A 25,792-nucleotide genomic window follows, 5' to 3' on the forward strand; every position below is an offset into this window, starting at 1 on the left:
CCCCGTGGTGCGAGGCCGCGGGGACCTGCCGCCACAGTGGTTCACTGGCGCACCGGCTCGGCGCAGAATGCTGCCATGCGCGCGGCCCGGCTGATCAAGATGGTGCTTCTGCTCCAGACGCGCCGTGCCATGACCGGGGCCGAGCTCGCCGCCGAGCTGGAGGTCTCCGAACGGACCGTCTCCCGCGACGTGCTCGCCTTGTCGGAGGCCGGAGTACCCGTCTACGCCGACCGCGGGCGCAGCGGCGGCTACCGCCTCGTCGGCGGGTACCGCACGCGTCTCACCGGCATCGGCCGCAGCGAGGCCGAGGCGCTGTTCCTGTCCGGAGTGCCGCGTGCGCTGCGGGACATGGGCCTGGCGGACGCGGCGTCGGCGGCACGGCTGAAGGTCTCGGCGGCGCTGCTGCCCGAGCTGAGCGACGCACACCGTTCGGCGGCGCAGCGCTTCCATCTGGACGCGCCGGGCTGGTGGCAGCCGCCGGAGGAGCCGCCGAAGCAACTGCCCGCGCTGGCCGAGGCGGTGTGGGACGACCGCACGGTACGGATGCGCTACCGGCGCCGGGGCACCGAGGTGGAGCGGGAGTTGGAGCCTTACGGGCTCGTACTCAAGGCGGGCGTCTGGTACTTGGCGGCACGCGTGACCGAGGGCGGCGACCGCCGGGTGTACCGGGTGGACAGGGTCACGGGCGTGGAGGAGACCGGCGAACGCTTCGCAAGGGACGAGGAGTTCGACCTTCCGGCGTTCTGGGAGGAGCGCTCCGCCGCGTTCGCCCGGTCGATCCTCCGCGACGAGGTGGTGATACGGCTGACGCCCGCGGGTACGCGGATGCTGCGGTACGTGACGGACCGCAGGGCGGCGGAGGAGGCACTGGCGGCGGCGGTCGCCGAGAAGACGGACGAGTCGGCCCCCACGACGAGCCGTCCCCCGGACCAGGACGAGGCTCGGTACCAGGACCCAGACCCGGGCCCGGCGCCGGACAAGCAGCAGGCCCCGGACCCGGGCCCGGATCACGACAGGGACCCGGTCACCGCCGTGCTCGCGGTGGAGTCGCTGAACGTGGCCTACTCCCAGCTCCTCGCCCTGGGCCCGGAGTGCGAGGTGCTCGAACCCCCGGCGCTGCGCGCCCGGTTCGCGGAGGCGGCCAGGCGCACGGCCGCGTTCTACGAACCCGGCGCGAGCACACCCTCGCAGGACCCCGGCGACAGCCGGTCGTGAAAGCCCGGTGGCCGCTCGTGAGGGCCCTCAGCGGTAGCCGGTCACATCCGCGGGCTTGCCCTCCTGTTCCACCTCGGCGATGTAGCGCCATGCGTCGGGCGCCGAGCCGTCGGCGTCGGCGAAGCCGTACTCCTGGGCGAGTCCGCCGCTTGAGAGCGAACACCCGTTGAACCGCGACACGTCCGGGTCCGCCGCGAGCGCGGTCACGGCCCGTCCCACGAAGAGCGGCGACTCCGAGATCGCGAAGTGCGGGTTCTGCGCGGTCCCTTCGCGCCAGTTCTCCTCGGTGACCTTGAAGGCGGTGTCGAGCATGAACTCGGAGCGCAGCCAGCCCGGCGTGAGGCAGACCGCGGTCGCGCCGTGCTCGGGAAGCTCCTGTGCCAGGGCACGGGCCATCCTCAGCGGCGCGTACTTGGCCAGGTCGTAGTAGAAGGGCTTGCGGTAGCGGGGACCGTTGAACTCCTCGGTGCCGTCGGTGACTTCGACGACGAGGCCGCCCGGCCGCCGGATCAGCAGCGGAATCGCAAAGCGGCTCGTGACGATGTGGCTCTCGACGCCGAGACGCAGAATGCGCAGGCCCTGCTCCAGGTCGTGCTCCCACATCTTGCTGTCCCACTGCACCAGACGGTCGCCGCCCCAGATGTCGTTGACGAGGACGTCCAGGCGCCCCTGCTCGCGGTCGATGCGCTCGATCAGTTCCCGTACCCGGTCGGGTTCCAGATGGTCCGTGGGCACGGCGACGCCTGTGCCTCCCGCCTCCTCGATCAGTTCGGCCGTGCCCTCGATGGTCTCGCTCGCGCGCCCGACCTCGCTGAGGTGTTCGCGGGTGGTGCGGCCCGTCGCATAGACCGTCGCGCCCGCTCTGCCCAACTCCACGGCCATGGCGCGTCCGGCTCCGCGTGTGGCGCCCGCGACCAGCGCGACCTTGCCCGTCAGTGCCCCTGTCGTACTCACTGTCCGTCCTCTCCGCCTTCGGCGTCTCCCGTCGTACGGCGGCACGCTCGCGCCGTACGGACGGCACGCTCGCACGGATACCGGACATCCTCTGTCGGGCTTCGCCGAGCACTCGCCGACAGCACCGGCACACGCGATGCATGGGATGGTCACAACAACCGCACATTGAGACCTTGACGCGCCCTGGTAACGACAAGGCGGCATCCGAGGGAGTCCACGTGCGTCTGGCGGGTACAAGGCGGATGCTGTGTTCGTGATGGACGAGACCGAGTTCTGGGCGCTGATCGATTCGACCCGCGAGGACGCCGAGGGCGACCCCGAGGAGCAGGCCGACCTGCTCATCGAGAGACTGACGCGGCTCGATCCGGACGCCGTGATGTTCTTCGCCCGGCACTTCGAGTCCCGCTACAACCGCGCCAACCAGTGGGACTTGTGGGCCGCGGCCTGGATTCTGCTGGACGGGGTCAGCGACGACGCCTTCGACGCGTTCCGCTGCTGGCTCATCGGACAGGGACGGCACGTCTTCGAGAGCGCCGCGCACGACGCGGACTCCCTCGCCGATGTGCTGGAGGGCTTCGACGAGGAACTGGACGGCGACGCCGAGGACCTCGGCTACGCCGCCGACGAGGCGTACGAACAGCTCACCGGCACGGTCATGCCCGACCTCGGCCTGCCCGAGCCGCCCGAGGACCCGACGGGCGTCTCCCTCAACCTGGAGGACGACACCGCCCTCGCCGAGCGCCTTCCCAAACTCTGGGACCGCTTCCGCGGCTGAACCTCACGGCGGACGCGCGGGCCGCGGGTCAGCGGGATCTCTCGTCGGCGCACCTCCGCGGGCCGTACCGCACCTCGACGACGAGCCGTCCCTCAACGTCCGCCCCGTGCGCGGAGCTTCAGCACAGCGGGCGCAGACGGCAGGATGGCCCCATGCGTATCGCGGTCACCGGTTCCACCGGTCTCATCGGCACGGCTCTCTGCCGCTCGCTCCGCGCGGACGGGCACGACATCGTGCGGCTGAGGCGCCGTTCCTCCCAGGAAGCACGGCGCTACGAGACCGCGGGCCGTGCCCCGGCGGCAGGCGGCCCGCCGCCGTCGGAGGTGATGTGGGACCCCAAGGGCCACTGGGTCGAGCCCGGCGGAACCTCCGGAACGCAAGGCCCGGGAGGCGGCCTCGCCGGGTGCGACGCCGTCGTCCATCTCGCGGGCGCGGGCGTCGGGGACCGGCGCTGGACACCGGCGTACAAGAAGGAGATCCGCGACAGCCGCGTGCTGGGCACCGCCACCATCGCCGACGCCATCGCCTCGCTCGACGACCCTCCGCGCACGCTGATCGTCGGCACGGCCATCGGCTACTACGGCGACACCGGCGACCGTGCCGTGGACGAGAACGCGCCGCACGGCGACGACTTCCTCGCGAACCTCTGCGTCGAGTGGGAGGAGGCAGCGGCGGCGGCGCAGGAGGCCGGCATCCGCACGGTCTTCGCCCGTACCGGCCTGGTCGTGGCCCGCGAGGGCGGCGCGTGGGGGCCGCTGTTCCGGCTGTTCAAGGCAGGCGTGGGCGGCCGGATGGGCAGCGGACGCCAGTACTGGAGCCACATCGCGCTGCACGACCACATCGCCGCGCTGCGTCATCTGCTGGAGCGGGACGATCTGTCGGGCCCGTTCAACCTCACCTCGCCCGAGCCGGTCACCAACCGGGAGGCCACCGCAGCCATGGGCCGCGTACTGCACCGGCCGACGCTGCTGGCCGTACCGGCGCCGGTGCTGCGGGCCGCTCTGGGCGAGTTCTCCAAGGACGTGCTGGGCAGCCAGCGGGTGCTGCCGAAGCGGCTGCTCGATTCCGGGTTCGACTTCGCGTTTCCCGCCATCGAAGACGCGGTACGCGCCGCAATGCGCTGACGGTGCGGCCTGCGTCTCCACGTGTCCCGGTCCGCGTCCCCCGGGGCGTTCCTCCGCCCCGGACGGTGCGCGTACCAGTGCCGACGGCGTGATGGAAGCGGTGTGCGACCGCTGTGCGCCCGTGCTCTGGCCGTGTGCCACTGACCGCGACCGGGCCACTGCGTAGAGTCCGGATACTCACGGTTCACCAGCGCCGGTCCGGGCAGGACGCAAGCAGCACGGAAGCAGGACGGCCCCGCACCGCGCGCCGACCACGGGAGGCATCGTGGGCTTCAGCGACATACCACCCCCCGGCCGTACACGGACCCCGGACGCAGATGTGGTCGTCGTCGGGGCGGGGCTCGCGGGCCTCGCCGCCGCGAACCATCTGACGGAGGCGGGACTCGACGTGACGGTCCTGGAGACGACCTCCCGAGTGGGCGGCCGGATGGCCACGGAACACGTCGACGGCTACCTGCTGGACCGCTCCGGGCGGCTGCTGTGCAACGACTGGCCGGAGTTCGGGCGGCTCCCCGCGCTCTCCGGGCTGGAGATGCGGCCCTTCGCACCCGGCGCCCTGCTCCGCGCCGACGGGCGTACGCACCGGATAGGCGACCTGCGGCGCGCCGTCGGACGTCTCCCCCTGGGCCTCGCGGCCAGGGACGTTCCGGCGGACGCACCGAGGACGGCGCCCTCCGACGCCACCACCCGTGCGGGCAGGGCCGAGCGGACCGACCGGCGCACAAGGGGCGCACTCACCACGGCACGCGCCCTCACCGGCGCCCGCAGCCGCACCAGTTGGGGAATCTCCCGCCGTGGACAGGGCCGGGGCCTCTCCCGCCAGGGCCAGGGCAAGACCGGCGCCCTAGACCACGCACGGCTGCGCAGCGCCCTCGCCCGATTCGCCGCCGTGCCCCGCGACCGGCTGCTCACCCGTACCGAACTCCCCGCCGCCCAGGCCCTGTCGGCCCGCGGGCTGCCCGCGCGCACCGTGGGATCGCTCGTACGTCCGCTGCTTTCCGCGCTGCTCTGCGACCCCGCGCTGACGACTTCGAGCCGTGTCGCCGATCTGACGCTGCGCGGATTCGTGCGGGGCGGCTGCGCACTCCCCGCGGGAGGCATGGCCGCCGTCCCCGAACTGCTGGCGGCGGCACTGCCGGAGGGCACCGTACGTACGGACGTCACGGCGCTGTCCGTCACCACGAACTCGGTGACCACCCGCGACCACGGCACACTCGCCTGCCGTGCCGTCGTCGTCGCCACCAACGCCGCGGACGCGGGCGAACTGCTGCCGGGGCTGCGGGTGCCGGACTTCCACCCGGTGACCGTGCTGCACCACGCGGTCGACGAGGTGCTGCCGCTGCCGCCCTCGCTGCTGGTCGACGGTGACGCGTCACGGCAGGGCCCGGTGTCGCACTCGTGGGCCGCCTCCGCGGTCGACCCCGCCCGTGCACGTCCGGGACGCTCGACCCTGGTGACCTCGGTGGTGCTGGGCGCGGCCGCCGGTGAGCCCGTCGCCGAGCTGGACGCCGCTTCCCGTACGCAGCTCGCCACGCTGCACGGCGTACCGGCCGGACGCTGGAGCCTGATCGCCGCCCATCAGGACCCGCAGGCGGTTCCGGCCATGCCGCCGCCGCACGATCTGCGCCGCCCGGTGCGGGTGCTCTCCGGTCTCTACGTGTGCGGGGAGCACCGCGACACCAGCACGGCCCAGGGCGCGCTCGTCTCGGGGCGGCGGGCAGCGTACGAGGTGCTGCGGGACTTCGGGCTGCCGCTTCCCGAGGAGGACCGGCCGCTCAGCAAGGCGGCGTGAGGGGCGGCGTACGCGAGAGGTACGGCCGCCCGCGCCGGCCGCGGGGCCGTGCGCGGCCGGCCGCCTCGACGTACACCGGCGTCACCCGCCGTCCGCCCGCTTCTCGTCGGGCTTCCCCTCGTGGCCGTCCAGCGGCGTATCGGCGTCGGTGCGGTGGGGCACCGGCCGGGACTCGGGCGCGGTGGTGCCGAGCCTGCCGTTCTGGAAGTCCTCGAAAGCCTGGAGGATCTCCGCCTTGGTGTTCATCACGAACGGGCCGTAGCGGGCGATGGGTTCGCGGATCGGAAGCCCGCCGAGCAGCAGGATCTCCCAGCCGGTGCGGCTGCCGTTGTAGTCCTGTCCGTCCGCGGCCTTCAGGGTCATGGCCTCGCCGGGGCCGAGCACGGCGAGCTGTCCTTCCTCCAGGGGGCGCTGCTCGCTGCCGACGGTGCCGCGCCCGGCCAGTACGTAGACCAGGGCGTTGAACTCCGGCGGCCAGGGCAGCGCGAGCCGCGCGCCGGGGCTGACGGTGGCGTGCACGTAGGTGATGGGTGTGCGGGTCACGCCGGGACCGCGGTGTCCGGCGAGATCGCCCGCGATGAGGCGCAGCAGGCTGCCGCCGTCGGCGCTGGAGAGCAGAACGGTCTGCCCGGCGGTGATGTCCTGGTACTGGGCGGGGGTCCACTTCAGCGACTTGGGCAGGTTGACCCAGAGCTGAACGCCGTGGAACAGGCCGCCCTTCGCGACGAACTCCTGCGGCGGCAGCTCGGAGTGGAGCACCCCGGCACCGGCGGTCATCCACTGCGTGGCGCCCTCGGTGATCAGGCCGCCCCCACCGGTGGAGTCGGTGTGCTCGAAGGCGCCGTCGAGCATGTACGTGACCGTCTCGAAGCCGCGGTGCGGATGCCAGGGCGCGCCCTTGGCCTCGCCCGGCCCGTACTCGACGGCACCGAGGTGGTCCAGCAGCAGAAACGGGTCGGCGAGCGCGAGGTCCATCCCCGGGAACGGCCTGCGGACCTGGAAGCCTTCGCCCTCGAACTGCCGCCGAGCGGTGACGGTCCTGGCCACCTCGCGCCGGCGGACGCCGTCGGCGGGGGACGGGACGCGGGGCAGGGTCAGAGTGTCTGCGGTGACGGCCGGCATGGTGACCTCCTGTGTGCCGGTGAAGCGGTGCGGGAGTGCACACCCGTCAAGATAGTTCGGCTTTCAATTATTCCGCTGGTGTCCCCCGCCCCCGAGACCCGCCCGCGACCCCCGAGGGACATCGGGATCGGGCCCGGGTAAGCGGCCGGGCGCCTCATGCGTCACCGCGCTCACACGGCTCGCGCCGCACCTCCTCGTCAAATCGAACACCTTTCCCAACTTCCCCTGCGACCTGGGAAGTTGGAGGTCCCGTTGTCAGTGCCGGGCGGTATTCTGGAACCAGATACGGCACCAGACCCAGAACCTTCCCCGGACCCAGAACCTTCACCGGACACAGCATCGGAATCGGCTCCGGAGCCGGCCGGTTCGCCTCGTCCGTACGTACGCCTGTCATGTCCGTCCGCACGCCGCACGTCAACACGTAGTCCGCGTCCCGACGTTCACGGAGGTCGCCGATGACCGCAGCCACAGCCAGCAGCCGGACGACGCACGCCCCGACCCTGCCCTTCCCGTCGCCGCACTTCGCCGGACTGCCCAAGAAGCGGCTTCCGGCCGGGCGTCCCCGGGAGTGGTACGTCTCGCACAACCGCCAGTTGAAGGCGATGCGCATAGCCATCGCCCTGCTCGACTCCGGTGTCTACACACCGGCTCAGGCCCGCGACCATACGATCCGCCGCACGGCGGCCCGTATCGGCGTGCACCCGCCGTCCAACACCACGTGCAGGCTTGTGCGTTCACTGCTGCCGTAGGGCTCGTGCGACCCGCGTGCGGGCGGCTCCTCCGCCGGGGTGGGCCGCCCGCACGCACCGGCCGCCGGTCAGACGTCGCCCGGTGCTTCTTCGCCCTTCGCGCGCTCCTCGCGCCATTCGCTCACGACTCGTTCCACGTCGTACGGCGTCAGATTGAGCGGAGGGCCGGAGAGCGGGCGGCGGATCGCCTCGCGGATCTTGTCGTTGACCGCCTCGACGATGCGCCGCACCTCCTCCTCCGACCCTGCGCGCGACGCCGCCTTACGAGCCTCCTCCGCCTCCTTGCGCAGGGCCAGGGAGGCCGGGAGATGGGAGACGCCTTCGTCGCGCAGCTTCCGCTTCAGCCACCAGTTCTCGTCGTAGGGGGCTCCGGCGTCGGGCAGCGGCTTGCCGGCGCCCGGCAGGTCCTCGAAGGCGCCGCGCTCCTGTGCCTCGCGGATCTGCCTGTCGACCCAGGTCTCGAAGTCGATGCCGGGCGGCTTCCGTTCGGTCATGAGGCCATTGTCGCGCGGTGCGGCGGCACCGGCAGTGCGTCCCGCGGCCTGCGGGCGGCCGCGTCAGGGCCCTGAAAGGCACCGTTCGGAAATTCGTCACGCCGGAATCCCCCATGCCGTAACGGACGTCACATCGGACGCGAAGACTGGCGGTTCCCGGCCACTGTGAAGCCGTGGACGGCCGATCACCGGTCCCGGCGGGCTTCCGGTGACGGATTCCGGCATTGACGCTGTTCGTGCGCCTGCCTAACGTCCGGCGTCATGACTCCCCGAGCGAGCGCCGACATGATCGATGCGCTGGATCGCCGCATCATCGCGGCGCTTCAGCTCAACGGTCGCGCTCCCTGGGCCGGGATAGCCCGCTGGGCGGGGACGAGCGAATCCACCGCCCAGCGCCGCTTCAACGCCCTGCGCGAGCGCAAGCTGCTCCATGTCGTCGGCGCGGTCGAGCTGGACCGCACCGGCGGCGGCTCGTCGATGCTCGTACGCATGCAGGCGCGTCCGGGCAAGGGCCTGGAGCTGGCGGAGCTGCTGGCCGAGTGCCCGGAGGTGCGCTTCCTCGCCCTCGTCACGGGCACCGCCGACCTGATCGTCGACTTCGTGGCCCGCGACAACGAGGAGCTGCTGCGGCTGCTCTACACCGATCTGCCGGGTGCGCATCTGATCGCGGGCACCGAGCACGTGGCGGTCATCCGTACGTTCTCCTCCGCCGCGATGTGGGACGCCGGGCTGCTGCCGGAGGAGGCGGTGGCCGATCTGCGTCCCGCGCGCACACCTCCCTGTGAGCGGGTCGACTGGGACAAGGCGCCGCAGCCGCTCACCGAGCTGGAACGGGCCGTCGTCGGCGAACTCGCCATCGACGGGCGGCTTCCCGTCACGACCATCGCCCGCAACCTCGACCGCGGCGAGTCCAGCGTCGCCCGTGCGCTGGAGCGCATGGTCGACCGCGGCTGCCTGCACTTCCGCACCCTCGCGGAGCCCGCACTGCTCGGCTACGAGGCCGAGTTCATGCTGTGGCTCTCCATCGACCCGGGGCGGCTGGAGGCCGCCGGACGGCAGCTCGCCAAGCATCCCGGGACGAAGTTCCTCGCGGCGGCCACCGGCAGATTCAACCTGGTCGGCCACATGGTGCTGCCGCGCCGTACCGATCTCTTCCGCTACACCGACGAGGTCATCGGCGCGCTGCCGGGCCTCAACGGCTCGGACGTGACCCTCCATCTCGTCACGCTCAAGGGCGCGTGGACCCGCATGGACCAGTTCGACGCATAACCGCCTGCTCCCCCGCCCCCGCGCGCCTCGACACCCGTACGGGCCGCACCACTTGGGCCCGCCGCCAGGAACCCCACATCCGTCCCCCGTTGGCATCGCTCGCATCCTTCACGCCCCTTTCGTCCCGCCGCACACCTCCGAATCCCCTGTGAGGCACCTTGTCCGCTCAAGACTCACCGGCGCAGCCGCCCGCCGCTTCCCCGTCCACAGGCACAGGCACCGGCTCAGGTACAGGCACAGGTACCGAGTACGCCGACGTCCCCTCGTGGCAGTGGCCCGAATCCGTATGGCGCGGCCATGTCGAGGCCGTACGTGCCGGGCGCACGCTGCTCCCACCACGCTGGCCGCAGGGTGCGCGTGCCGCCGTGGCGCTCTCCTTCGACTCCGATCACGAGACGATCCCGCTGCGCGACGGCGAGACCAGCCCCGGCCTGCTCGCACAGGGCGAGTACGGGGCACGCAAGGGCGCCGGCCGCGTCCTGGAGCTGCTGGAACGCCACGGTGCGCCCGCCACGTTCTTCATGCCTGCCGTCTCCGCCCTGCTCCACCCCGACGAGGCCCGGCGCTACGTGGGCGAGGGCCATGAGATCGCCGTGCACGGCTGGATACACGAGCGGAACACCCTGCTCGGCGCGGACGACGAGAAGGCCCTCATACGGCGCGCCAGGGAGACGCTCTCCGACGTCACCGGCCGGGAGGCCACCGGAATCCGCACGCCCTCCTGGGACTTCTCCGACTCCACGCTGGAGACGATCCTCGAACTCGGCTTCCGCTACGACTCTTCGCTGATGGCCGACGACGAGCCCTACGAGGTGCTCGCGAACGGCCGGGCCACCGGACTGGTGGAGATCCCCGTTGACTGGATCCGCGACGACGCCCCGTACTTCACGATGGACCGCTTCGGCGCGCTGCGCCCCTACACCCGCCCCCGGGACGTACTGGAGATCTGGAAGGACGAGTTCGACGCGGCCTACCGCGAAGGCGGCGTCTTCCAGCTCACCCTCCACCCGCACGTCATCGGGCACCGCTCGCGCCTCGTCGTGCTGCGCGAGCTGCTGGATCACATCGGCGGCCACCGCGACGTGTGGTTCGCGACCCACGACCAGCTCGCCGCTGCCGTCCGCGAGCAGCTCGACTCGCCTGAGCCGGGCCGCAGTTCCGGCCCCGAGAACTCCGGCTCCGCCCTCCACGGCCCTGACGGCACCGGTGCAGGCACCGTCGGCAGCGCGAGCGCGAGCACCGAGAACCGCCCCCGACCCGCCACCCACGCACCGACGGAGCAGCCCCGATGAGCACCCACACCTCTCCCGCGTCCTCCGCCGGTTCCGGCGGCCCACCGCCCTCCGACGGCAGACTCACCCGCGCCCAGCGCAAGGCTCTGCTGGCAGGCACCATCGGCAACACCGTCGAGTGGGTCGACTGGGCTCTCTACTCGATCTTCGTGAAGGTCATCTCGGAGGTGTTCTTCCCGAAGGCCGAAGGTGCCGTCGCCCTGCTCTCCACGCTCGCGGTCTTCGCCGTCGGATTCGTCGTACGGCCCGTGGGCGCCGCCGTGCTCGGCGCGTACGCGGACCGGCACGGCCGTAAGAAGGGACTCACGCTCACGGTGGGCCTGATGGCGGGTGCGTCCTTCGTCATCGCCCTGACGCCCGGCTACGGGGCGATAGGTGTCGCGGCGCCCGTCGTGCTGCTGATCGCGCGGCTGCTCCAGGGCTTCTCCGCGGGCGGCGAGTTCGGCTCCTCCTCAGCCTTCCTCGTGGAGTCCGCGGCGGCGGGACGCCGGGCGTTCGCCGGGTCGTGGCAGCAGGTCTCCGTCGGCGCGGGCACGCTGATCGCCTCGCTGCTGGGCACGGTGCTGACCTCTTCGCTCAGCGACGACGCGCTCCACTCGTGGGGCTGGCGGGTCGCGTTCGTCGCCGGCGGGCTGCTGGGCCTGGTGGGACTCTGGCTGCGGGTCTCCGTCGAGGACACCGAGTCGTTCACCAAGGCCGCGGAGAGCGGGCGTTCGCGCCGCAATCCGCTCGGTGCGATGTTCCGCGAGCATCCGCGCGCCGCGCTGCGCGTCGTCGGCATCACCGTCGCGGGCACCCTCACCTACTACGTGTGGATCACATATCTGCCGACGTACGCGAACCTCGCGACCGGCATCCCCATGGACAAGGCGCTGCTGTCGCAGACCCTGTGCCTGGCGATCTTCGTGACGCTGCTGCCTTTCGTCGGGAGGCTCTCGGACCGGATCGGGCGCAAGCCCACGATGGCCGGTTTCGCGGGCGGGTTCGTGGTGCTGTCGTGGCCGCTGCTGCACATGCTGAGCAACAGCTTCGCCAGCCTGTTCTTCGTGCAGCTCACGGGCATGATGCTGATCCTCGGCTACTCCGCGAACTGCGCGGTGATCATGGCCGAGCAGTTTCCCCCCGAGGTGCGCGCCACGGGCATCGCACTGCCCTACGCACTGGCCGTCGCCCTGTTCGGCGGTACGGCTCCGTACGTCACGACCTGGCTCAACGACGCGGGTCACGGCGGAATGGTGTGGCTGTACGTCTCGGCCGCGGCGCTGATCTCGCTGGCCGTCTATCTGACGATGCCGGAGACGAAGAACAAGGAGTTCGACTGATGGCCGGTGCCGGTGGCCCGGACGCGTCGGCTACGGGCGTGGGGACGCCGGCCGGCGGGCCACGGGACGCCGGTGCGCCGGACGCGCGCCCGAAGGCACATGTCCTGGTGACGGGTGCCGCCGGAGGCATCGGCCGTGCGGTCGCGGAGGCCTTCGCCGCCGGCGGCGGCACCGCGCTGACCCTCGTGGACGTCGACGCGGAACGGCTCGCGGCGGTCGCCGAGGCCCTGGACGCCTGGAGCCTCACCGTCGACCTCGCCGCACCGGGCGGCCCCGGCGAGGCGGTGGAACTCGCCTGGGAGTCGCACGGACCCGTCGACGTCCTCGTCAACGCGGCGGGCATCTACCCCTCGCTGGACATGATCGACGTGGGCTGGGAAGCGGAGAACGCGGAGGACACCGAACGGCCCGGGGCGGCGCTGTGGGACCGGATCTTCGCCCTCAACACGAGGGCTCCCGCGCTGGCCACGGCCGCGCTCGCCCGCCGTGCGGTGGCGGCGTCCCGTAGTGCGTCGGTGGTCAACATCTCCTCCGGGGCGGCTCTGCGTGCCCGTCCAGGCGGCGGGCCCTACGCCTCGTCCAAGGCGGCGCTGGAGATGGCGACGCGTGCCGCCGCGCTCGAACTGGGCCCGTACGGAATCCGCGTCAACGCCGTCAGCCCCGGCTTCGTACCGGTCGCGAGCGACTGCAATCCCGTCGCTCCCCAGTACGCGGCTGCCGTGTCCGCCAATCCCCTGGGGCGGCCCGGCACTCCGGAGGACGTCGCCCGCGCGGTGCGCTGGATCGCGGGCGGCGACGCCGCCTGGATCACCGGGGAGATCCTGCGCGTCGACGGCGGCTCCTCGGCGGGCGCGGGAGACCTTCCACGGCTGTGGCCGCCGCCGGGGGACTCCGCGACTGCCCGGGACGCAGGGCCCGTTGACGCCCGCCGACGCCAGGAGGCGCGTCCGTGACGGCACCGCACGTACCCGCGGCACACGGCGGGCAGACGCCCGCCCGGCACAAGCCCAGCGCACACGAACCCAGCGGACACAAGCCCAGCGCACAGGAACCCAGCGGACAGGAACCCGGCAGGCGGAAGCCGGGGGGCCAGAAGCCCAGCGGACAAACACCGGGCGAACATCGGCAGGAAGGAAGCAACGCATGAGGGGCGACGCGTACACCGTCGTCGGCGGCGGAGCCATCGGCGGCACCGTCGCGCACAGCCTCGCCCGCGCCGGGCACCCCGTCACCGTCGTCGACTCGGACGCCGGGCACGTGGCGGCGATCAGGGAGCACGGCCTGACGGTCGATCACGGCGGGGGACGCTTCGCTGCCGTGCGGCTGCCCGCCGCGACGCCCGAGCAGTTCGACGCCGAGCACGGCGGCCCACGGGCCGGGCAGCTCACCCGGGTACTGCTCGCGGTCAAGGCGCAGGCCACCGAGGACGCGATGCGGTGGATCGCCCCGAGGCTCGCGCCCGACGGCTATGTCGTCTCCGTGCAGAACGGCTTCAACGAGGCGCTCATAGCACGGCACATAGGCGCGGAACGCACCGTCGCCGCGTTCGTGAACATCTTCGCGGACGTGACCGGGCCGGGCGTCGTCCGCGACGGCGGTCCCGGCGCTTTCGTCGTCGGCGAGCCGGGAGGTGCGCCCGTCTCGCAGCGAGTACGCCGCCTGGTGCGCGACCTCCAGGCGTGGGGGCCCGCCCGCGCCACCGACAACGTCGAGGGCTATCTGTGGGCCAAGGCCGGCTTCGGCGCGATGCTGGCCGCGACCTCCCTCGCGGACGACGCGATGGCCGATCTCATCGACCGCCACCGCGACGCGATGTACGCCCTCGTCCACGAGATCTTCGCCGTCGCCGAAGTGCTGGGCGTAAGGCTCGAACCGTTCGACGCCTTCGAGGCGCACGCCTTCCGCAAGGGCACACCCGCCGAAGTACGGGACGCCGCCGCCGACCGGCTCACTGCGTGGCTGCGCACCCAGCCGAAGGACCGCAGCGGCATCTGGCGCGACATCGCGGTGCGGCGCCGCCCGGTCGAGGTCACCTGGCACTACGCGACCGTCTTCGAGGAGGCGGAACGCGCGGGCATCGCAACTCCCGTGCTGCACGCGGTCATCGGCGCACTGCGCGAGCTGGAGGACGACCCGGGGGGCATGTCGGAGTCGCGGCTCCACGAACTGGACCGGCTGGCGCGGCCGGGCCCCGAGCCGGGCGCGGAGCCCGTCAGGGAATCCGGCAGGGAGCCCGTCGGCGGGTCGGCGCCATCGGATGCGGCCCGTTCCGCAACGGGCACCGTGGACGCGCCCGCCCCCGGCTCGGCCACGGGCCCCGAACCGTCCTCCCCCGGGGCGCTGCCCTCCGTCCCCAGGCTCAGCCCAGGCGAGGCCCGTTCCGTCAAGGCGTGGCTGGAAGAGCACCGCGAGGAGATGGTGCGCGACCTGGCCGCGTACACGGCTCGGGGCAGCTCCAGCGACGACCCCGAGGAGCTGGAGAGCTGCCTGGAGTGGCTGCGCTGCTGGCTCGACGAGTCGCTGGGGGCGCCGGGAAGCGCGGGAGTCACCGAGGAGCGGCTGGTCCGGGAGGACGCAGGCGACATCGTGATACGCCGCTACCCCGCCGCCCGTACGGGCTCCGGCGAAGGCGGCGCCCGTCCCGTGCTGCTGCTGGCCCACTACGACACGGTGTGGCCGACCGGCACCCTGGAGGAGTGGCCGTTCCACCGTGAGGGCGACCGCGTCTCCGGCCCCGGCGTCTTCGACATGAAGGCCGGGCTGGTGCAGGCCGTATGGGCGCTGCGCGCCCTCGACCATCTCGGACTGCCGCGCCCCGCCTGCACGTTGATGCTCAACGGCGACGAGGAGACCGGCAGCCTCGCCTCCAGTGACGCCGTCGTCGCGGAGGCCGCGGGCTCGCGTGCCGCGCTGGTCTTCGAGGCGGCGGCCGACGGTGCGGTGAAGACTGCTCGCAAGGGCGTCGGCCTGTTCCGGCTGACGGTCGACGGAGTGGAGGCGCATGCGGGGCTCGACCCCACCGCGGGCGCCAGCGCGGTCGAGGAGGCCGCGCACCAGGTGCTGCGACTCGGCGCCCTCAGCGACCCGCGGGCGGGGACCAGCGTCAACGTCGGTGTGCTGCACGGCGGTACGCGCAGCAATGTCACCGCCGGGCGCGCGGTCGCCGACCTCGACGTGCGTGTGGCCTCAACCGCCGAGCAGAAACGGATCGAGACCGCGCTGTCGGCCCTCTCCCCGGTGGATCCGCGTACGAGGGTGACCGTCGCCGGCGAGTGGAACCGTCCCGTCTTCGAGCGCACCCCCGAGGTCGCCGCGCTCTACGGGCTCGCCCGCGACTGCGGCGAGCCGCTGGGTCTCGGCCTGCGGGAGACGTCCGTCGGCGGCGCGAGCGACGGCAACTTCGTGCTCGCCGCGGGAGTTCCGGTGCTCGACGGGCTCGGCGCGGTGGGCGCGGGCGCGCACGCCCGTACGGAACACACCACCGTCAGCGGGATGACGGAGCGCGCGGCGCTCACGGCGGGAGTGCTGGCGGCGTTCACGGACTGACTTCACGGCGGGAGTGCTGGCGGCGTTCACGGACTGACTTCACGGCGACGGGCCCTCGGGGCGCCACGGACCACCGGGGGCCCGGCCGCGGCGGGTGACGGGCCGCTCTTCCGATTGCCTGACCGGGCGCTTCAACGCCCTTTCACGGCAGTACAGTTGATCCGGTGGGGGCGGTCGGCACCGCTGCATTCCGGACCGGGAGGGGAAGTCTGTGAGCAGTCTCAACAAGGGCCTCGAAAAGGTCGAGGTGGCGCTGAAGTGGGACCCCAGTCCCATGGGTGCGCCCGTGCACGACCTCGATCTGGTCGCCGCCACGTACACCGCAGACGACCCCCACGGGGAGCCCGACTATCTCGTGCACTTCGACAGCCGCTCCCCCGACGGCACGATCACCCTCAACAGGGACAGCCGCACCGGCCAGGGCTTCGGTCCCGACGAGGCCATGACGCTGGAGCTGGAGCGCCTCGCGCCCCCCTACGTTCGAGTCGTGGTGGGCGTGGCCATCCAGCAGCAGGCGGGGCGCACCACGTTCGGCGACGTGTCCAACACCCACGTCCGGATCTCCGAGGGCTACGACAAGCTGGCCGAGGACGACTTCTCGGGGGTCGCGGGCTCGACGGCGGCGACCGTCGCGGAGTTCGTACGGGGCGAGAACGGAGCGTGGCAGCTCCACGGCACGGTCACCGGGTTCGACACCGAGCCCGCGTCCTTCGCGAGGGAGATGGGCCGCGGGCCGTCCTGAACCGCCCCTGGGACCTGACGGCGTGACCACGCCGTGGGCCGGGCGGACCGGGCCGCCCCGCCCGGCGGTCCCGACGCACACCCCCGGTGCCGTGCCCGCGCGCCGCCCCTGGGACAGACTTGCGGAATGAGCGACTCCAAGGCGTCCCGGCGCAGTGAGATGTCCGGGCGGACGCCCTGGGCGAACATCCACCGTCCGCTGCGCCGTTTCCTGCGCACCGAGACCGGCAGCGCCGCGGTGCTGCTGTCCGCCACGCTCGCCGCGCTGATCTGGGCGAACGTCGACTTCGCCTCGTATGAACGGCTGTGGACGACGAGGCTGTTCATCGGCGTCTCGGACGAGCGGATCTCCCTCGACCTGCACGACTGGGTCAACAGCGGGCTCATGACGTTCTTCTTCTTCGTCGTCGGGCTGGAGGCCCGCCGCGAGTTCGACATGGGCGATCTCCGCGAGCGGCGGAGGGTGACTCTCCCCGCCCTCGCGGGAGTCGGCGGCATGCTCGTGCCCGTCGCCGTCTATCTGGCCTTCAACGCGGGACACGGCTCCGCGCGGGGCTGGGGCGCGGCCATGTCGACGGACACGGCCTTCGCGCTGGGCATGCTCGCCCTGGTGGGCCCGCGCTTCCCCCGGCGGCTGCGTGCCTTCATGCTCACCTTCACCGTCGTGGACGACGTGCTCGCGCTGGCGGTCATCGCCCTCGTCTACAGCGAACACGTCTCCCTCGTACCGCTGTTGACGGCCTGCGGCCTGCTCGCGGTCGTACTGCTGCTGCGGTACGCGACGGTCTCCTCCGGGTTCGCCTACGCCTTGCTGGGCGTCACCATGTGGGTCGCGATGCTGGAGTCCGGCGTGGACCCCGTCGTCACGGGTCTGGTGCTGGGGCTGCTGACCTACGCCTATCCCGCGTCCCGCGGCGATCTGGAGCGCGCCAGCGGGCTGTTCCGGCTCTTCCGTGAGCAGCCGACGGGTGAGCTGGCCCGTACCGCACGCGTCGGTCTCGCGGCGGCCATCTCGCCCAACGACCGGCTCCAGCACCTCTTCCATCCCTGGACGAGCTATGTGATCGTGCCGCTCTTCGCGCTCGCCAACACGGGGGTTCCGATCACCCCGGAACTGCTCTCCCGTGCGTTCTCCTCGCCCATCACCCTCGGCATCCTCGTCGGCTTCGTCGCCGGGAAGCCGGTGGGCATCGTCGGCGTCTCCTGGCTGGTGACGCGTCTCAGCGGCGGGCGGCTGCGTCCCCCGGTCGGCTGGGCGGCGGCCGCCGGAGGCGGGACGATCGCCGGCATCGGCTTCACCGTCTCGCTGCTGATCGCGGGACTGGCCTTCCACGGCGAGCAGTTGGACGAGGCGAAGGTCGGCGTGCTGAGCGCTGCGCTGTGCGCGTCCCTCGTCACCTGGGCCGTGTCGCGGGCCACGGCCATGCTGCCGCACCACGTCAAGGGCCGGGCGCTGCTGGGCACCTCGGCACCCGTACGGGATCTGGCGATCGAGGTCGACGACGAACGCGACCATGTACGCGGCCCCGCCGACGCCACCGTGACACTCGTCGAGTACGGCGACCACGAATGCCCGTACTGCGCGGGCGCGGAACCCGTCATCCGGGCGCTGCTGAGCGGCAGCGACGACGTGCGGCACGTGTGGCGCCATCTGCCGCTCACGGACGTGCACCCCAACGCTCAGCTCCGGGCGGAGGCGGCCGAAGCGGCAGGCGTGCAGGGCGCGTTCTGGGAGATGCACGACTGGCTGCTGGCCAACCAGGAGGAGACCAGCGTGCACATGCTGGTCCGTCAGGCGGAGGCGCTGGGCCTGGACACCGAGCGCTTCCGCGAGGATCTGCGTGCCCGCGTCGGAGCGGACCGGGTCGCCGAGGACATCGAGTCCGCCGACGAGAGCGGCGTGTCCGGCACGCCCACGTTCTTCGTCAACGGGCGCCGCCACCACGGCTCGTACGACAGCGCGGGCCTGCACGCGGCGGTACGGGCGGCACGCGTACGGGCAGACATCGGCGGCGTGTAGCGCGTGTTACCGCGCTGCCGCGGGCGGCCGCGTCCATAACTGCGGGGACACCGGCGCCGGGCGAGCCCCGGCCGGAATTCAGGGCCGGCCGGAATTCAGGGCCGAGCGGACATCCGGGCGCAAGGGACCGGCCCGGATGTGAGCCCGGACCGGATGTGACGTACTGCCCGCCGATCCAGGGAGACACACGGAACATGAGACGCGAAGACCTGCCCGCGCCCGAGACGGGCGTCCTGCTCACCCACTTCCTCACGGTGCGGGACGTGGCGCGCTCACGCGCGTTCTACTCCGGCGTCCTCGGCGGCACGGTGGTGCTGGAGGAGAACCCGTGCATCGTCCGGCTCGGCAACGGCTGGATCATCATGAACCCGGGCGGCGGCCCCACCCCCGACAAGCCCGATGTGACACTGCGTCCGCCGGAGGAGCCCGGCACCGCCGACTGCTTCCTCAACATCCGCGTGGCCGACATCCAGGAGTGCTACCGCGAATGGAGCGCCAGGGGCGCGGAGTTCCTCACCCCGCCCATCGACCGCAAGGCCGAACTCCGCTGCTACGTAAGGGATCCCGACGGCTACCTCATCGAGGTGGGGCAGGCGACCGGGATGCTGGAGGGCGTCTTCGCGGACCCGCCGGCCGGGACGCGCTAGCACGGCGAGCCCCCCAGGGGCCCGGTCCCCCGGGCCCCTGGGGCGGCGGCGTCCGTGGACCGTCTGAAGCCCCGGGCCGCCGAATCGCCTAGGTCTCCCAGATCTCCTCGGCTTCCTGGTCCTCCTCGCTCGCGGCGGCTTCGGGGTCCACCGCATCGCCCGCGCCGCGCCCCGCGAGATCCGTGCCCGCACGGAGGTTCCAGCGGCCCGACCGTCCGCTGAGTTCCGTGACCGTCAGCGGCGGTACGTCCACCCGCCACAGCACGCCCGCCGGCGCCGCCAGCGCGCACACCACGGCAGCACGTACGACATCGGGCTCTACGACCGCCAGCACGCGGCCGGGCGTATGCGCCAGCTCCGCCAGCCACTCCCCCGTCCTGGCGCACAGCCGCGCCACCGACTCACCGCCGTGCGGGGCGCGTTCGGGGTCAGACAGCCACAGCGCCACGCCCTCCGGCTCCGACGCGCTCACCTCGTCCAGGGTCCTGCCACGCCAGCGGCCCATCCCGCAGCCGGACAGCCGCTCGTCCGTGCGGAAGGCGGCGCCGGGGAAGCCCAGTTCCTCGGCAGTGCGCACACAGCGCGGCGACGGCGAGGCGACGTGCGTCCCCGCCGCCCGCAGCAGGGCGACGGCCGCCGACCGTGCCTGACGCGCGTCCCGCAGTCCCGCCGCGCTCAGCGGACGGCCGTCGTCGAAGCGGAAGGCGTCGGACGACTCGCTGCGTGCGGGCGAGATCAAAGTCACTCGCGTGGTCATCGGTCTCTCCTCGCCCCTTGAACGGGCGCTCTCCGTAGGGGAGTTGATCGGGCGTCGTCGCGATGTCCGGGATGGGCGGCCTTGGCCGGGCAGGTGCTGTCGGGGTACCTTCCGCTGGTATCGATCGACGACGGCAGGGCGGAAGCCGGTGGAATTCCGGCGCGGTCGCGCCACTGTATGCCCCTTCCGGTCTGCTGCCGTGTGCAGCGTACGGGCGGGGGCGAGCCAGACCCGCTGTGCCGTCACGAGCTCCAACTACAGGGACGCGAGTTCCCGACAGGAGGTCCTGCCATGGCACAGTCCATCGCTCCGCCCAGTTCCGCAACTCCCGCCTCCGGCGCCGCTGTTCCCTCGACGCTGCCGGTCAAGGCGATTCTCCCGTGGGCTTTCTTCTTCGGCCTGCTGATGCTCGTGGCGCTGTACTTCGTAGGGGCGGAGCAGGGTGCCACGTCCCTCATCTCCGGTACCGGCGTGCACGAGTGGGTCCACGACGGACGCCACCTCCTCGGCTTCCCCTGCCACTGAGCGGGGAGGGCACGATGAACTCCGCCACAGTGAGGACCCTCCTCGTGCGCGGCATGCTCGCCGGTCTGGTGGCCGGGCTGTTCGCCCTGGTGACGGCCTCGTTGCTGGGTGAGCCGCATGTGGACGCCGCCATCGCCTACGAGGAGGCGCACGCGCACTCCCACGAGCACGGCGAGGAGATCGTCAGCCGCGGCATGCAGTCCACGGCGGGCCTCGCCACGGCCGTGCTGGTCTACGGCGTGGCCCTGGGCGGCATCGCGTCGCTGGCGTTCAGCTTCGCGCTGGGGCGCGTGGGCCGGTTCGGGCCGCGTGCCACGGCGTTGCTGCTGTCGGGGGCCGCGTTCGTGTGCGTGTATCTGGTGCCGTTCCTGAAGTACCCGGCGAACCCGCCCTCGGTGGGCGACCCGGCGAGCCTCGACAAGCGCACGGCTCTGTACTTCCTGATGGTGCTGCTGAGCGTGCTGCTCGCGGTCGCGGCGACCATCCTCGGCAAGCGCCTGGCTCCGCGCCTGGGCAACTGGTACGCGACGGTGACGGCCGTGCTCGGCTTCGCCTTCGCCGTCGGGCTGGCCTATGCGTTCCTTCCGTCGCTGAGCGAACTGCCGGAGCACTTCCCGGCGTTGCTGCTGTGGCGGTTCCGGGTCTCGGCGCTCGCCGTGCAGCTCGTGCTGTGGTCGGCCTTCGGGCTCGCGTTCGGTCATCTGGCCGAACGCGCCCTGGGGGCCGGCCCGTTGGCCGACGGTGAGAGGGGGACTGCGCCGCCGCCGGCGGCCACTGCCGCGAACTGAACGGGACCGGACGGGCGTTCGGGCCGTATGGCGGCGTGAGCCGCGCAGGCGCGTCCGCTACGGAGCACCACCGCACGGCCCCGCCATGTACGCCGCCGCTGCCGGGCACCGCGACAGGTGCCCGGCAGCGGCGTCTTCGGGGCCGGGACCGGGAAGGCCCAGACCGTCAGCCCCTCAGGCCCTCAGCCGCTCAGCCCCGGTCCTGGGTCTCCGTGCGTACGCCCTCCCGAAGCTCTCGCCTCACCGTCCGCGCGGCCCTCGTCATGTGCTCCAGCGCCTCCCGGACCTCGGGCCAGCCGCGGGTCTTCAGACCGCAGTCCGGGTTGACCCACAGCCGCTCCGAGGGGACGGCACCGAGGGCCTTGCGCAGCAGAGACTCGATCTCGTGGACGTCCGGCACCCGCGGCGAGTGGATGTCGTACACGCCGGGGCCGACCTCGTTCGGATAGCCGGCGGCGGCCAGTTCGTCCGCGACCTGCATGTGGGAGCGTGCGGCCTCCAGGCTGATCACATCGGCGTCGAGGTCCGCGATGGCGGAGACGATGTCGCCGAACTCCGCGTAGCACATGTGCGTATGGATCTGGGTGTCCGCACGCACCACGCCCGTGGCCAGCCGGAACGCCTCCGTCGCCCACGCCAGGTACTCCGTCCTGCCCTCGGCGCGCAGCGGCAGCGTCTCCCGCAGCGCGGGCTCGTCGACCTGGATCACGGCGGTGCCCGCGTCCTCCAGGTCGGCGACCTCGTCGCGCAGTGCGAGGGCCACCTGGCGCGCGGTCTCGGCACGCGGCTGGTCGTCCCGTACGAACGACCACGCGAGCATGGTGACCGGGCCGGTGAGCATGCCCTTGACGGGGCGGTCCGTCAGCGACTGCGCGTAACGCGTCCACTCCACCGTCATCGGTGCGGGACGTGAGACGTCGCCCGCGAGGATCGGCGGCCGTACATAGCGGGTGCCGTAGGACTGCACCCAGCCGTGCCGGGTCGCGATGTATCCGCTGAGCCGCTCGGCGAAGTACTGCACCATGTCGTTGCGTTCGGGCTCGCCGTGCACGAGCACGTCCAGCCCGGCCTGATCCTGGAAGGCCACCACGTCGCGGATCTCGGCGGCGATCCGCTTGCCGTAGCCGTCGGCATCGAGGCGTCCCGCCCTCAAGTCCGCGCGTGCTGACCGTAGTTCACCGGTCTGCGGGAAGGAGCCGATGGTGGTCGTGGGCAGCGGCGGCAGGCCCAGCCGGGCACGCTGCGCGGCGGCACGCTCCGGATAGGGCTGGGCGCGGCGGGAGTCGTCGCCGGTGACTGCCTCGCTGCGGGCGCGCACCGCCGGGTCGCGGGTGAGCGCAGCCGACGAACGGGACGCCAGTGCCGCCGAGTTGGCGTGCAGCAGGCCCGCGATGACGTCGGTGCCTTCGCTCATTCCCTTCGCCAGGGCGACGGTCTCCTCCGTCTTCTGCCGTGCGAAGGCCAGCCAGCGTGCGATCTGCGGGTCGATGTCGCGCTCGACCGCGGCGTTCAGCGGCACGTGCAGCAGCGAGCAGGACGGGGCGACGTCGACGCGGCCGGCGAAGCCGAGCAGCGAAGCCAGCGTGGCGAGGGACTTCTTCAGATCGTTGATCCAGATGTTGCGGCCGTCCACGACACCGGCGACCAGCCGCTTGCCGGGCAGGCCGCCCGCACGCGCCAGGTCCTCCAGGTTGGCGGCGGCCCTGCCCGTGAAGTCCAGCGCCAGGCCCTCGATGGGCGCCTTCGCCAGTACGGGCAGCGCGTCGCCGAGCCGGTCGAAGTATGAGGCCGCCAACAGCCTCGGCCTGTCGGTGAGTTCGCCCAGCTCCCGGTAGGCGCGAGCCGCCGCGGACAGCTCGTCCGGGGTGCGGTCCTGGGCCAGCGCGGGCTCGTCGAGCTGCACCCATCCGGCGCCCGCCGCACGGAGGTCGGCGAGCACCTCGGCGTAGACGGGCAGCAGACGCTCCAGCAGAGTCAGCGGTTCGAAGTCCTCGGGCACGCCGGGCGCGGGCTTGGCCAGCAGCAGATAGGTGACGGGCCCGACGAGCACGGGCCGTGCCTCGTGGCCCTGTGCGATCGCCTCGGACAGCTCGCCGGTCTGCTTCGCCGAGTCGGCGGCGAAGCGGGTGCCGGGGCCCAACTCCGGTACGAGGTAGTGGTAGTTGGTGTCGAACCACTTGGTCATCTCCAGCGGTGCGACGTCCTGTGTACCGCGTGCCATGGCGAAGTAGCCGTCGAGCGGGTCCTGTTCGACGGCGGCACGGTGCCGCTCGGGCACAGCGCCCACCATGACGGTGGTGTCGAGCACATGGTCGTAGAGGGAGAAGTCCCCGGTGGGCACCTCGTGCACCCCGGTCTCCCTGAGCTGCCGCCAGTTCTCCCGGCGCAGGCGTGCCGCGGTCTCCCGCAGGGCACCGGCGGTGACGCGGCCCTTCCAGTAGCCCTCGACGGCCTTCTTCAGCTCACGTCCCGGTCCTTGGCGTGGGTAGCCGTGGACGGTGGGAGCCGTGGGCCGTGGGGTCTTCGAAGCGTTCGACGCCGCGGCTGCGGTCTTCGCTGTCACTCAACTCTCCTTCGCGAGTCTCGCCGGTGACCGTGGGGTACGGAGCGAGGTACTGACGAGGAGGAAAGGCGCCGCGGCGGCGACCACGCGCGCCGCGTGCCGCTCGCCTGTACCGCCGGCCCGCCCTCGAGGCCACCGAATCCGGTCCGCCGGGGACGTCTCCCTCGGGCCTCGCGGCCCTGGGCTCTCCCTTGAGGCGCCTTCCGGTGCCAGCGACCGGGGAGGAGCCGCGGGGAAGTACCCGGCGGGCAGTGGCAGGTCTTCGGACTCGTGGGCCTGCCGCGTCCGTGATCCACGGACGGGCTCCTACTGGCCGTCGCTTCCCGTGCCCATCGGGGGCCCAGTGCGTATGACGGCGTTCGTTCCCACTCACCGCTGCGGGGCAGTTCCGGACTCTCACCGGATTCCCTCTTGCGACGCCCTGCCTGGCGGACAGGGCGAACCGACTGCTCTTCCAGCCTACGAGCGGGCGAGCGGGGCGTACAACGGGCGGCGGTGAGGCGTACTTCATGCGCTGCCCCGGTTTACGGGCCCGTGGCGTGCGGGCGGCGCCGCATCAGGAGGGCCGTCCGGGTCGTGGCGGTGTGGCGCACGGGGTGTCGCGGGCCGCCGGTCCCAAGCTGCTGCCGGAGACTCGCCCCGCCGCGCAGGCCCTTGCGCGGTCCGGGGTCGAACAGTGCCACAAGCGACTGGAGATGATGACCATGGCATCCCGCACCGCGTCGGAGCCCACGTCCGCGTCAGCAGCGGCGGCCGAGGGGAGTTCCGGGGGGACGGACGCAGCAGGGCCGGAGGCGGCACCGGAGACAGCACCCGGAACGGCGTCCGCGTCCGAGCCCGAAGCGAACCTCGCCGACCCCGGCTTCTGGCAACTCCCCCACGACCGGCGCCACCGGATCTTCGCGGCGCTGCGCGAACAGGAGGCGCCCGCCTATTTCGCGCAGCCGCCGCACGTCGTGCGCAGGCACCGGCAGCCGGGCTTCTACGCCCTCGTCAGACACGCACACGTGCTGGAGGCCAGCCGTAACCCGGCGGTGTTCGGAAGTGCGCCCGGAGTGACCACGCCGCATCCCGCGCCATGGGTCAAGGCCCTCTTCGGCGATTCCATGGTCAACCTCGACGGCCGTGATCACGCCCGGCTGCGGAAGATCATCTCCCGGGCGTTCAGCCCCCGGTTGCTGGCGGGCGCCGAGCAGGACATCGAGAAGGTCGTGGCCGACGTGGTCGCGGACGCGGTACGGCAGCCGTCGCGTGACTTCGTGACCGCCGTGGCCTCCCTCGTGCCGTGCGAGGTCGTGTGCAACATGATGGGCATCCCACGCCGCCACCGGCCGCGCATCCTCGCCCAGCTCAACGACGCATCCGAGAACATCGGCGTACGGCGCGGCGCGGGCGCGAAGTTCCGCGTCCCCGGCAAGGGGCTCCGTGCGCTGGCCCGTATGCACGTCATGATCGCAATGCTCGCCCGCGAGCGGCGCCGCCGCCCCACCGACGACCTGATCTCGGCGCTCGTCACCGCCGACATCGACGGGCAGTGCCTCGGCAACCGTCAACTGGGGGCGTTCTTCACGCTGTTGATGGTCGCGGGCGTGGAGACCACCCGTAACGCGATCTCCCACGGCCTCGCGCTGCTCGCCGAGCACCCCGATCAACGGGAGCTGTGGGAGAGCGACTTCGAAAAGTACGCCGACACCGCCGTCGAGGAGATCGTGCGGTACTCGACGCCGATCATCCAGTTCCGCCGTACGCTCCGCTCGGACCACGTCATGGGCGGCCGTACGCTGCGCGAGGGCGAGACCGTCGCGCTCTACTACGCCTCCGCCAACCGCGACGAGGCCGTCTTCACCGACCCGGACGCCTTCGACATCACCCGCGATCCCAACCCCCACCTCGGCTACGGCGGCGGAGGACCGCACTACTGCCTCGGCGCGCACCTCGCACGCCAGGAACTCAAGGCGCTCTTCCGGCTGCTGCTCACCGACTCCGTCGGCATGCGGGCGGCCGGGCTGCCGGACCTCGTCCCGTCCAGCTTCGACAACCGCATCCGCTCACTGGAGTTCGAAGTCGCGAAGGGGGTTTCCGGCTCGGCCGGCTGAG

Annotated in this window: 21 protein-coding genes and 1 riboswitch; of the genes, 16 read left to right on the forward strand and 5 right to left on the reverse strand. The window is 72.2% G+C overall.

Translation table 11 applies throughout. The annotated features are described in order from the left end of the window. Positions 1-75 precede the first annotated feature (75 nt). A complete protein-coding gene (locus tag MMA15_RS05435) occupies positions 76-1,215 on the forward strand; it encodes a helix-turn-helix transcriptional regulator (RefSeq protein ID WP_241057859.1) in 1,140 nt (379 codons plus the stop codon). Positions 1,216-1,242: 27 nt separating this feature from the next. Here MMA15_RS05435 and MMA15_RS05440 read toward each other — a convergent pair whose 3' ends face one another. Next, positions 1,243-2,169 (reverse strand): SDR family oxidoreductase, encoded by a 927-nt coding sequence (locus MMA15_RS05440; protein WP_241057860.1) that lies wholly within the window; start codon positions 2,167-2,169, stop codon positions 1,243-1,245. A gap of 256 nt (positions 2,170-2,425) precedes the next feature. Here MMA15_RS05440 and MMA15_RS05445 point away from each other — a divergent pair, with 256 nt between their 5' ends. The 3 genes from MMA15_RS05445 (at position 2,426) to MMA15_RS05455 (ending at position 5,860) form a co-directional block, all read left to right on the forward strand. Further along, positions 2,426-2,944: a DUF4240 domain-containing protein gene (locus tag MMA15_RS05445; protein ID WP_241063019.1), complete on the forward strand. Its 519-nt coding sequence runs from the start codon at positions 2,426-2,428 to the stop codon at positions 2,942-2,944. Positions 2,945-3,096: 152 nt separating this feature from the next. Next, positions 3,097-4,068 carry a TIGR01777 family oxidoreductase gene (locus MMA15_RS05450; protein WP_241057861.1) on the forward strand — a complete coding sequence of 324 codons (972 nt, stop codon included), beginning with the start codon at positions 3,097-3,099 and terminating at the stop codon, positions 4,066-4,068. A gap of 265 nt (positions 4,069-4,333) precedes the next feature. Continuing rightward, positions 4,334-5,860 (forward strand): NAD(P)/FAD-dependent oxidoreductase, encoded by a 1,527-nt coding sequence (locus tag MMA15_RS05455; RefSeq protein WP_241057862.1) that lies wholly within the window; start codon positions 4,334-4,336, stop codon positions 5,858-5,860. 81 nt (positions 5,861-5,941) lie between these two features. On the opposite strand, the gene MMA15_RS05460 is transcribed toward MMA15_RS05455, so the two are convergent. Further along, on the reverse strand, positions 5,942-6,982 hold the full coding sequence (locus MMA15_RS05460; protein WP_241057864.1) for a pirin family protein: 1,041 nt from the start codon (positions 6,980-6,982) through the stop codon (positions 5,942-5,944). A gap of 455 nt (positions 6,983-7,437) precedes the next feature. Between MMA15_RS05460 and MMA15_RS05465 the strand changes: the two genes are divergently transcribed. After that, positions 7,438-7,731 (forward strand): hypothetical protein, encoded by a 294-nt coding sequence (locus MMA15_RS05465; RefSeq protein ID WP_241057866.1) that lies wholly within the window; start codon positions 7,438-7,440, stop codon positions 7,729-7,731. Between the two features lie 68 nt (positions 7,732-7,799). Here the strand turns inward: MMA15_RS05465 and MMA15_RS05470 are convergent, their stop codons facing one another. Next, a complete protein-coding gene (locus MMA15_RS05470; RefSeq protein WP_241057868.1) occupies positions 7,800-8,225 on the reverse strand; it encodes a DnaJ family domain-containing protein in 426 nt (141 codons plus the stop codon). 285 nt (positions 8,226-8,510) lie between these two features. Here MMA15_RS05470 and MMA15_RS05475 point away from each other — a divergent pair, with 285 nt between their 5' ends. The 8 genes from MMA15_RS05475 (at position 8,511) to MMA15_RS05510 (ending at position 19,062) form a co-directional block, all read left to right on the forward strand. Next, the gene (locus MMA15_RS05475) at positions 8,511-9,494 is read left to right on the forward strand and encodes an Lrp/AsnC family transcriptional regulator (RefSeq protein WP_241063020.1); all 984 of its coding nucleotides are present in this window, start codon (positions 8,511-8,513) and stop codon (positions 9,492-9,494) included. Positions 9,495-9,652: 158 nt separating this feature from the next. Beyond that, positions 9,653-10,786, forward strand: a complete 1,134-nt coding sequence (locus MMA15_RS05480) for a polysaccharide deacetylase family protein (RefSeq protein WP_241057869.1) — start codon at positions 9,653-9,655, stop codon at positions 10,784-10,786. Then, positions 10,783-12,108 carry an MFS transporter gene (locus MMA15_RS05485; protein WP_241057870.1) on the forward strand — a complete coding sequence of 442 codons (1,326 nt, stop codon included), beginning with the start codon at positions 10,783-10,785 and terminating at the stop codon, positions 12,106-12,108. Before MMA15_RS05480 ends, MMA15_RS05485 begins: the two co-directional genes overlap by 4 nt. Continuing rightward, the gene (locus MMA15_RS05490; RefSeq protein ID WP_241057871.1) at positions 12,108-13,061 is read left to right on the forward strand and encodes an SDR family NAD(P)-dependent oxidoreductase; all 954 of its coding nucleotides are present in this window, start codon (positions 12,108-12,110) and stop codon (positions 13,059-13,061) included. Before MMA15_RS05485 ends, MMA15_RS05490 begins: the two co-directional genes overlap by 1 nt. A gap of 190 nt (positions 13,062-13,251) precedes the next feature. Next, complete coding sequence (locus tag MMA15_RS05495) at positions 13,252-15,654, forward strand: M20/M25/M40 family metallo-hydrolase (RefSeq protein WP_241057872.1); 2,403 nt, start codon at positions 13,252-13,254, stop codon at positions 15,652-15,654. Between the two features lie 211 nt (positions 15,655-15,865). Beyond that, complete coding sequence (locus MMA15_RS05500) at positions 15,866-16,396, forward strand: TerD family protein (RefSeq protein WP_241057873.1); 531 nt, start codon at positions 15,866-15,868, stop codon at positions 16,394-16,396. A 126-nt stretch (positions 16,397-16,522) separates the two neighbouring features. After that, on the forward strand, positions 16,523-18,415 hold the full coding sequence (gene nhaA / locus MMA15_RS05505) for a Na+/H+ antiporter NhaA (protein WP_372498187.1): 1,893 nt from the start codon (positions 16,523-16,525) through the stop codon (positions 18,413-18,415). Positions 18,416-18,609: 194 nt separating this feature from the next. Next, a complete protein-coding gene (locus MMA15_RS05510; protein WP_241057874.1) occupies positions 18,610-19,062 on the forward strand; it encodes a VOC family protein in 453 nt (150 codons plus the stop codon). A gap of 88 nt (positions 19,063-19,150) precedes the next feature. Here the strand turns inward: MMA15_RS05510 and MMA15_RS05515 are convergent, their stop codons facing one another. Beyond that, entirely contained in the window at positions 19,151-19,819 is a 669-nt protein-coding gene (locus MMA15_RS05515) for a histidine phosphatase family protein (RefSeq protein WP_241057876.1), read from the reverse strand. Between the two features lie 291 nt (positions 19,820-20,110). On the opposite strand from MMA15_RS05515, the gene MMA15_RS05520 reads away from it, so the two are divergent. Together MMA15_RS05520 and MMA15_RS05525 are read left to right on the forward strand one after the other, a co-directional pair. After that, positions 20,111-20,344, forward strand: coding sequence for a CbtB domain-containing protein (locus MMA15_RS05520; protein ID WP_241057877.1), 234 nt, complete (start codon positions 20,111-20,113; stop codon positions 20,342-20,344). 14 nt (positions 20,345-20,358) lie between these two features. Beyond that, positions 20,359-21,132 (forward strand): CbtA family protein, encoded by a 774-nt coding sequence (locus MMA15_RS05525; protein ID WP_241057878.1) that lies wholly within the window; start codon positions 20,359-20,361, stop codon positions 21,130-21,132. A gap of 190 nt (positions 21,133-21,322) precedes the next feature. Here the strand turns inward: MMA15_RS05525 and metE are convergent, their stop codons facing one another. Beyond that, complete coding sequence (metE, locus tag MMA15_RS05530; RefSeq protein WP_241057879.1) at positions 21,323-23,695, reverse strand: 5-methyltetrahydropteroyltriglutamate--homocysteine S-methyltransferase; 2,373 nt, start codon at positions 23,693-23,695, stop codon at positions 21,323-21,325. A gap of 236 nt (positions 23,696-23,931) precedes the next feature. Beyond that, positions 23,932-24,158: riboswitch (cobalamin riboswitch) on the reverse strand. A 241-nt stretch (positions 24,159-24,399) separates the two neighbouring features. Between metE and MMA15_RS05535 the strand changes: the two genes are divergently transcribed. Further along, positions 24,400-25,791: a cytochrome P450 gene (locus MMA15_RS05535; protein ID WP_241057880.1), complete on the forward strand. Its 1,392-nt coding sequence runs from the start codon at positions 24,400-24,402 to the stop codon at positions 25,789-25,791. Position 25,792 lies beyond the last annotated feature (1 nt).

The organism is Streptomyces marispadix, assembly GCF_022524345.1.
Taxonomy (GTDB): Bacteria; Actinomycetota; Actinomycetes; order Streptomycetales; family Streptomycetaceae; genus Streptomyces; species Streptomyces marispadix.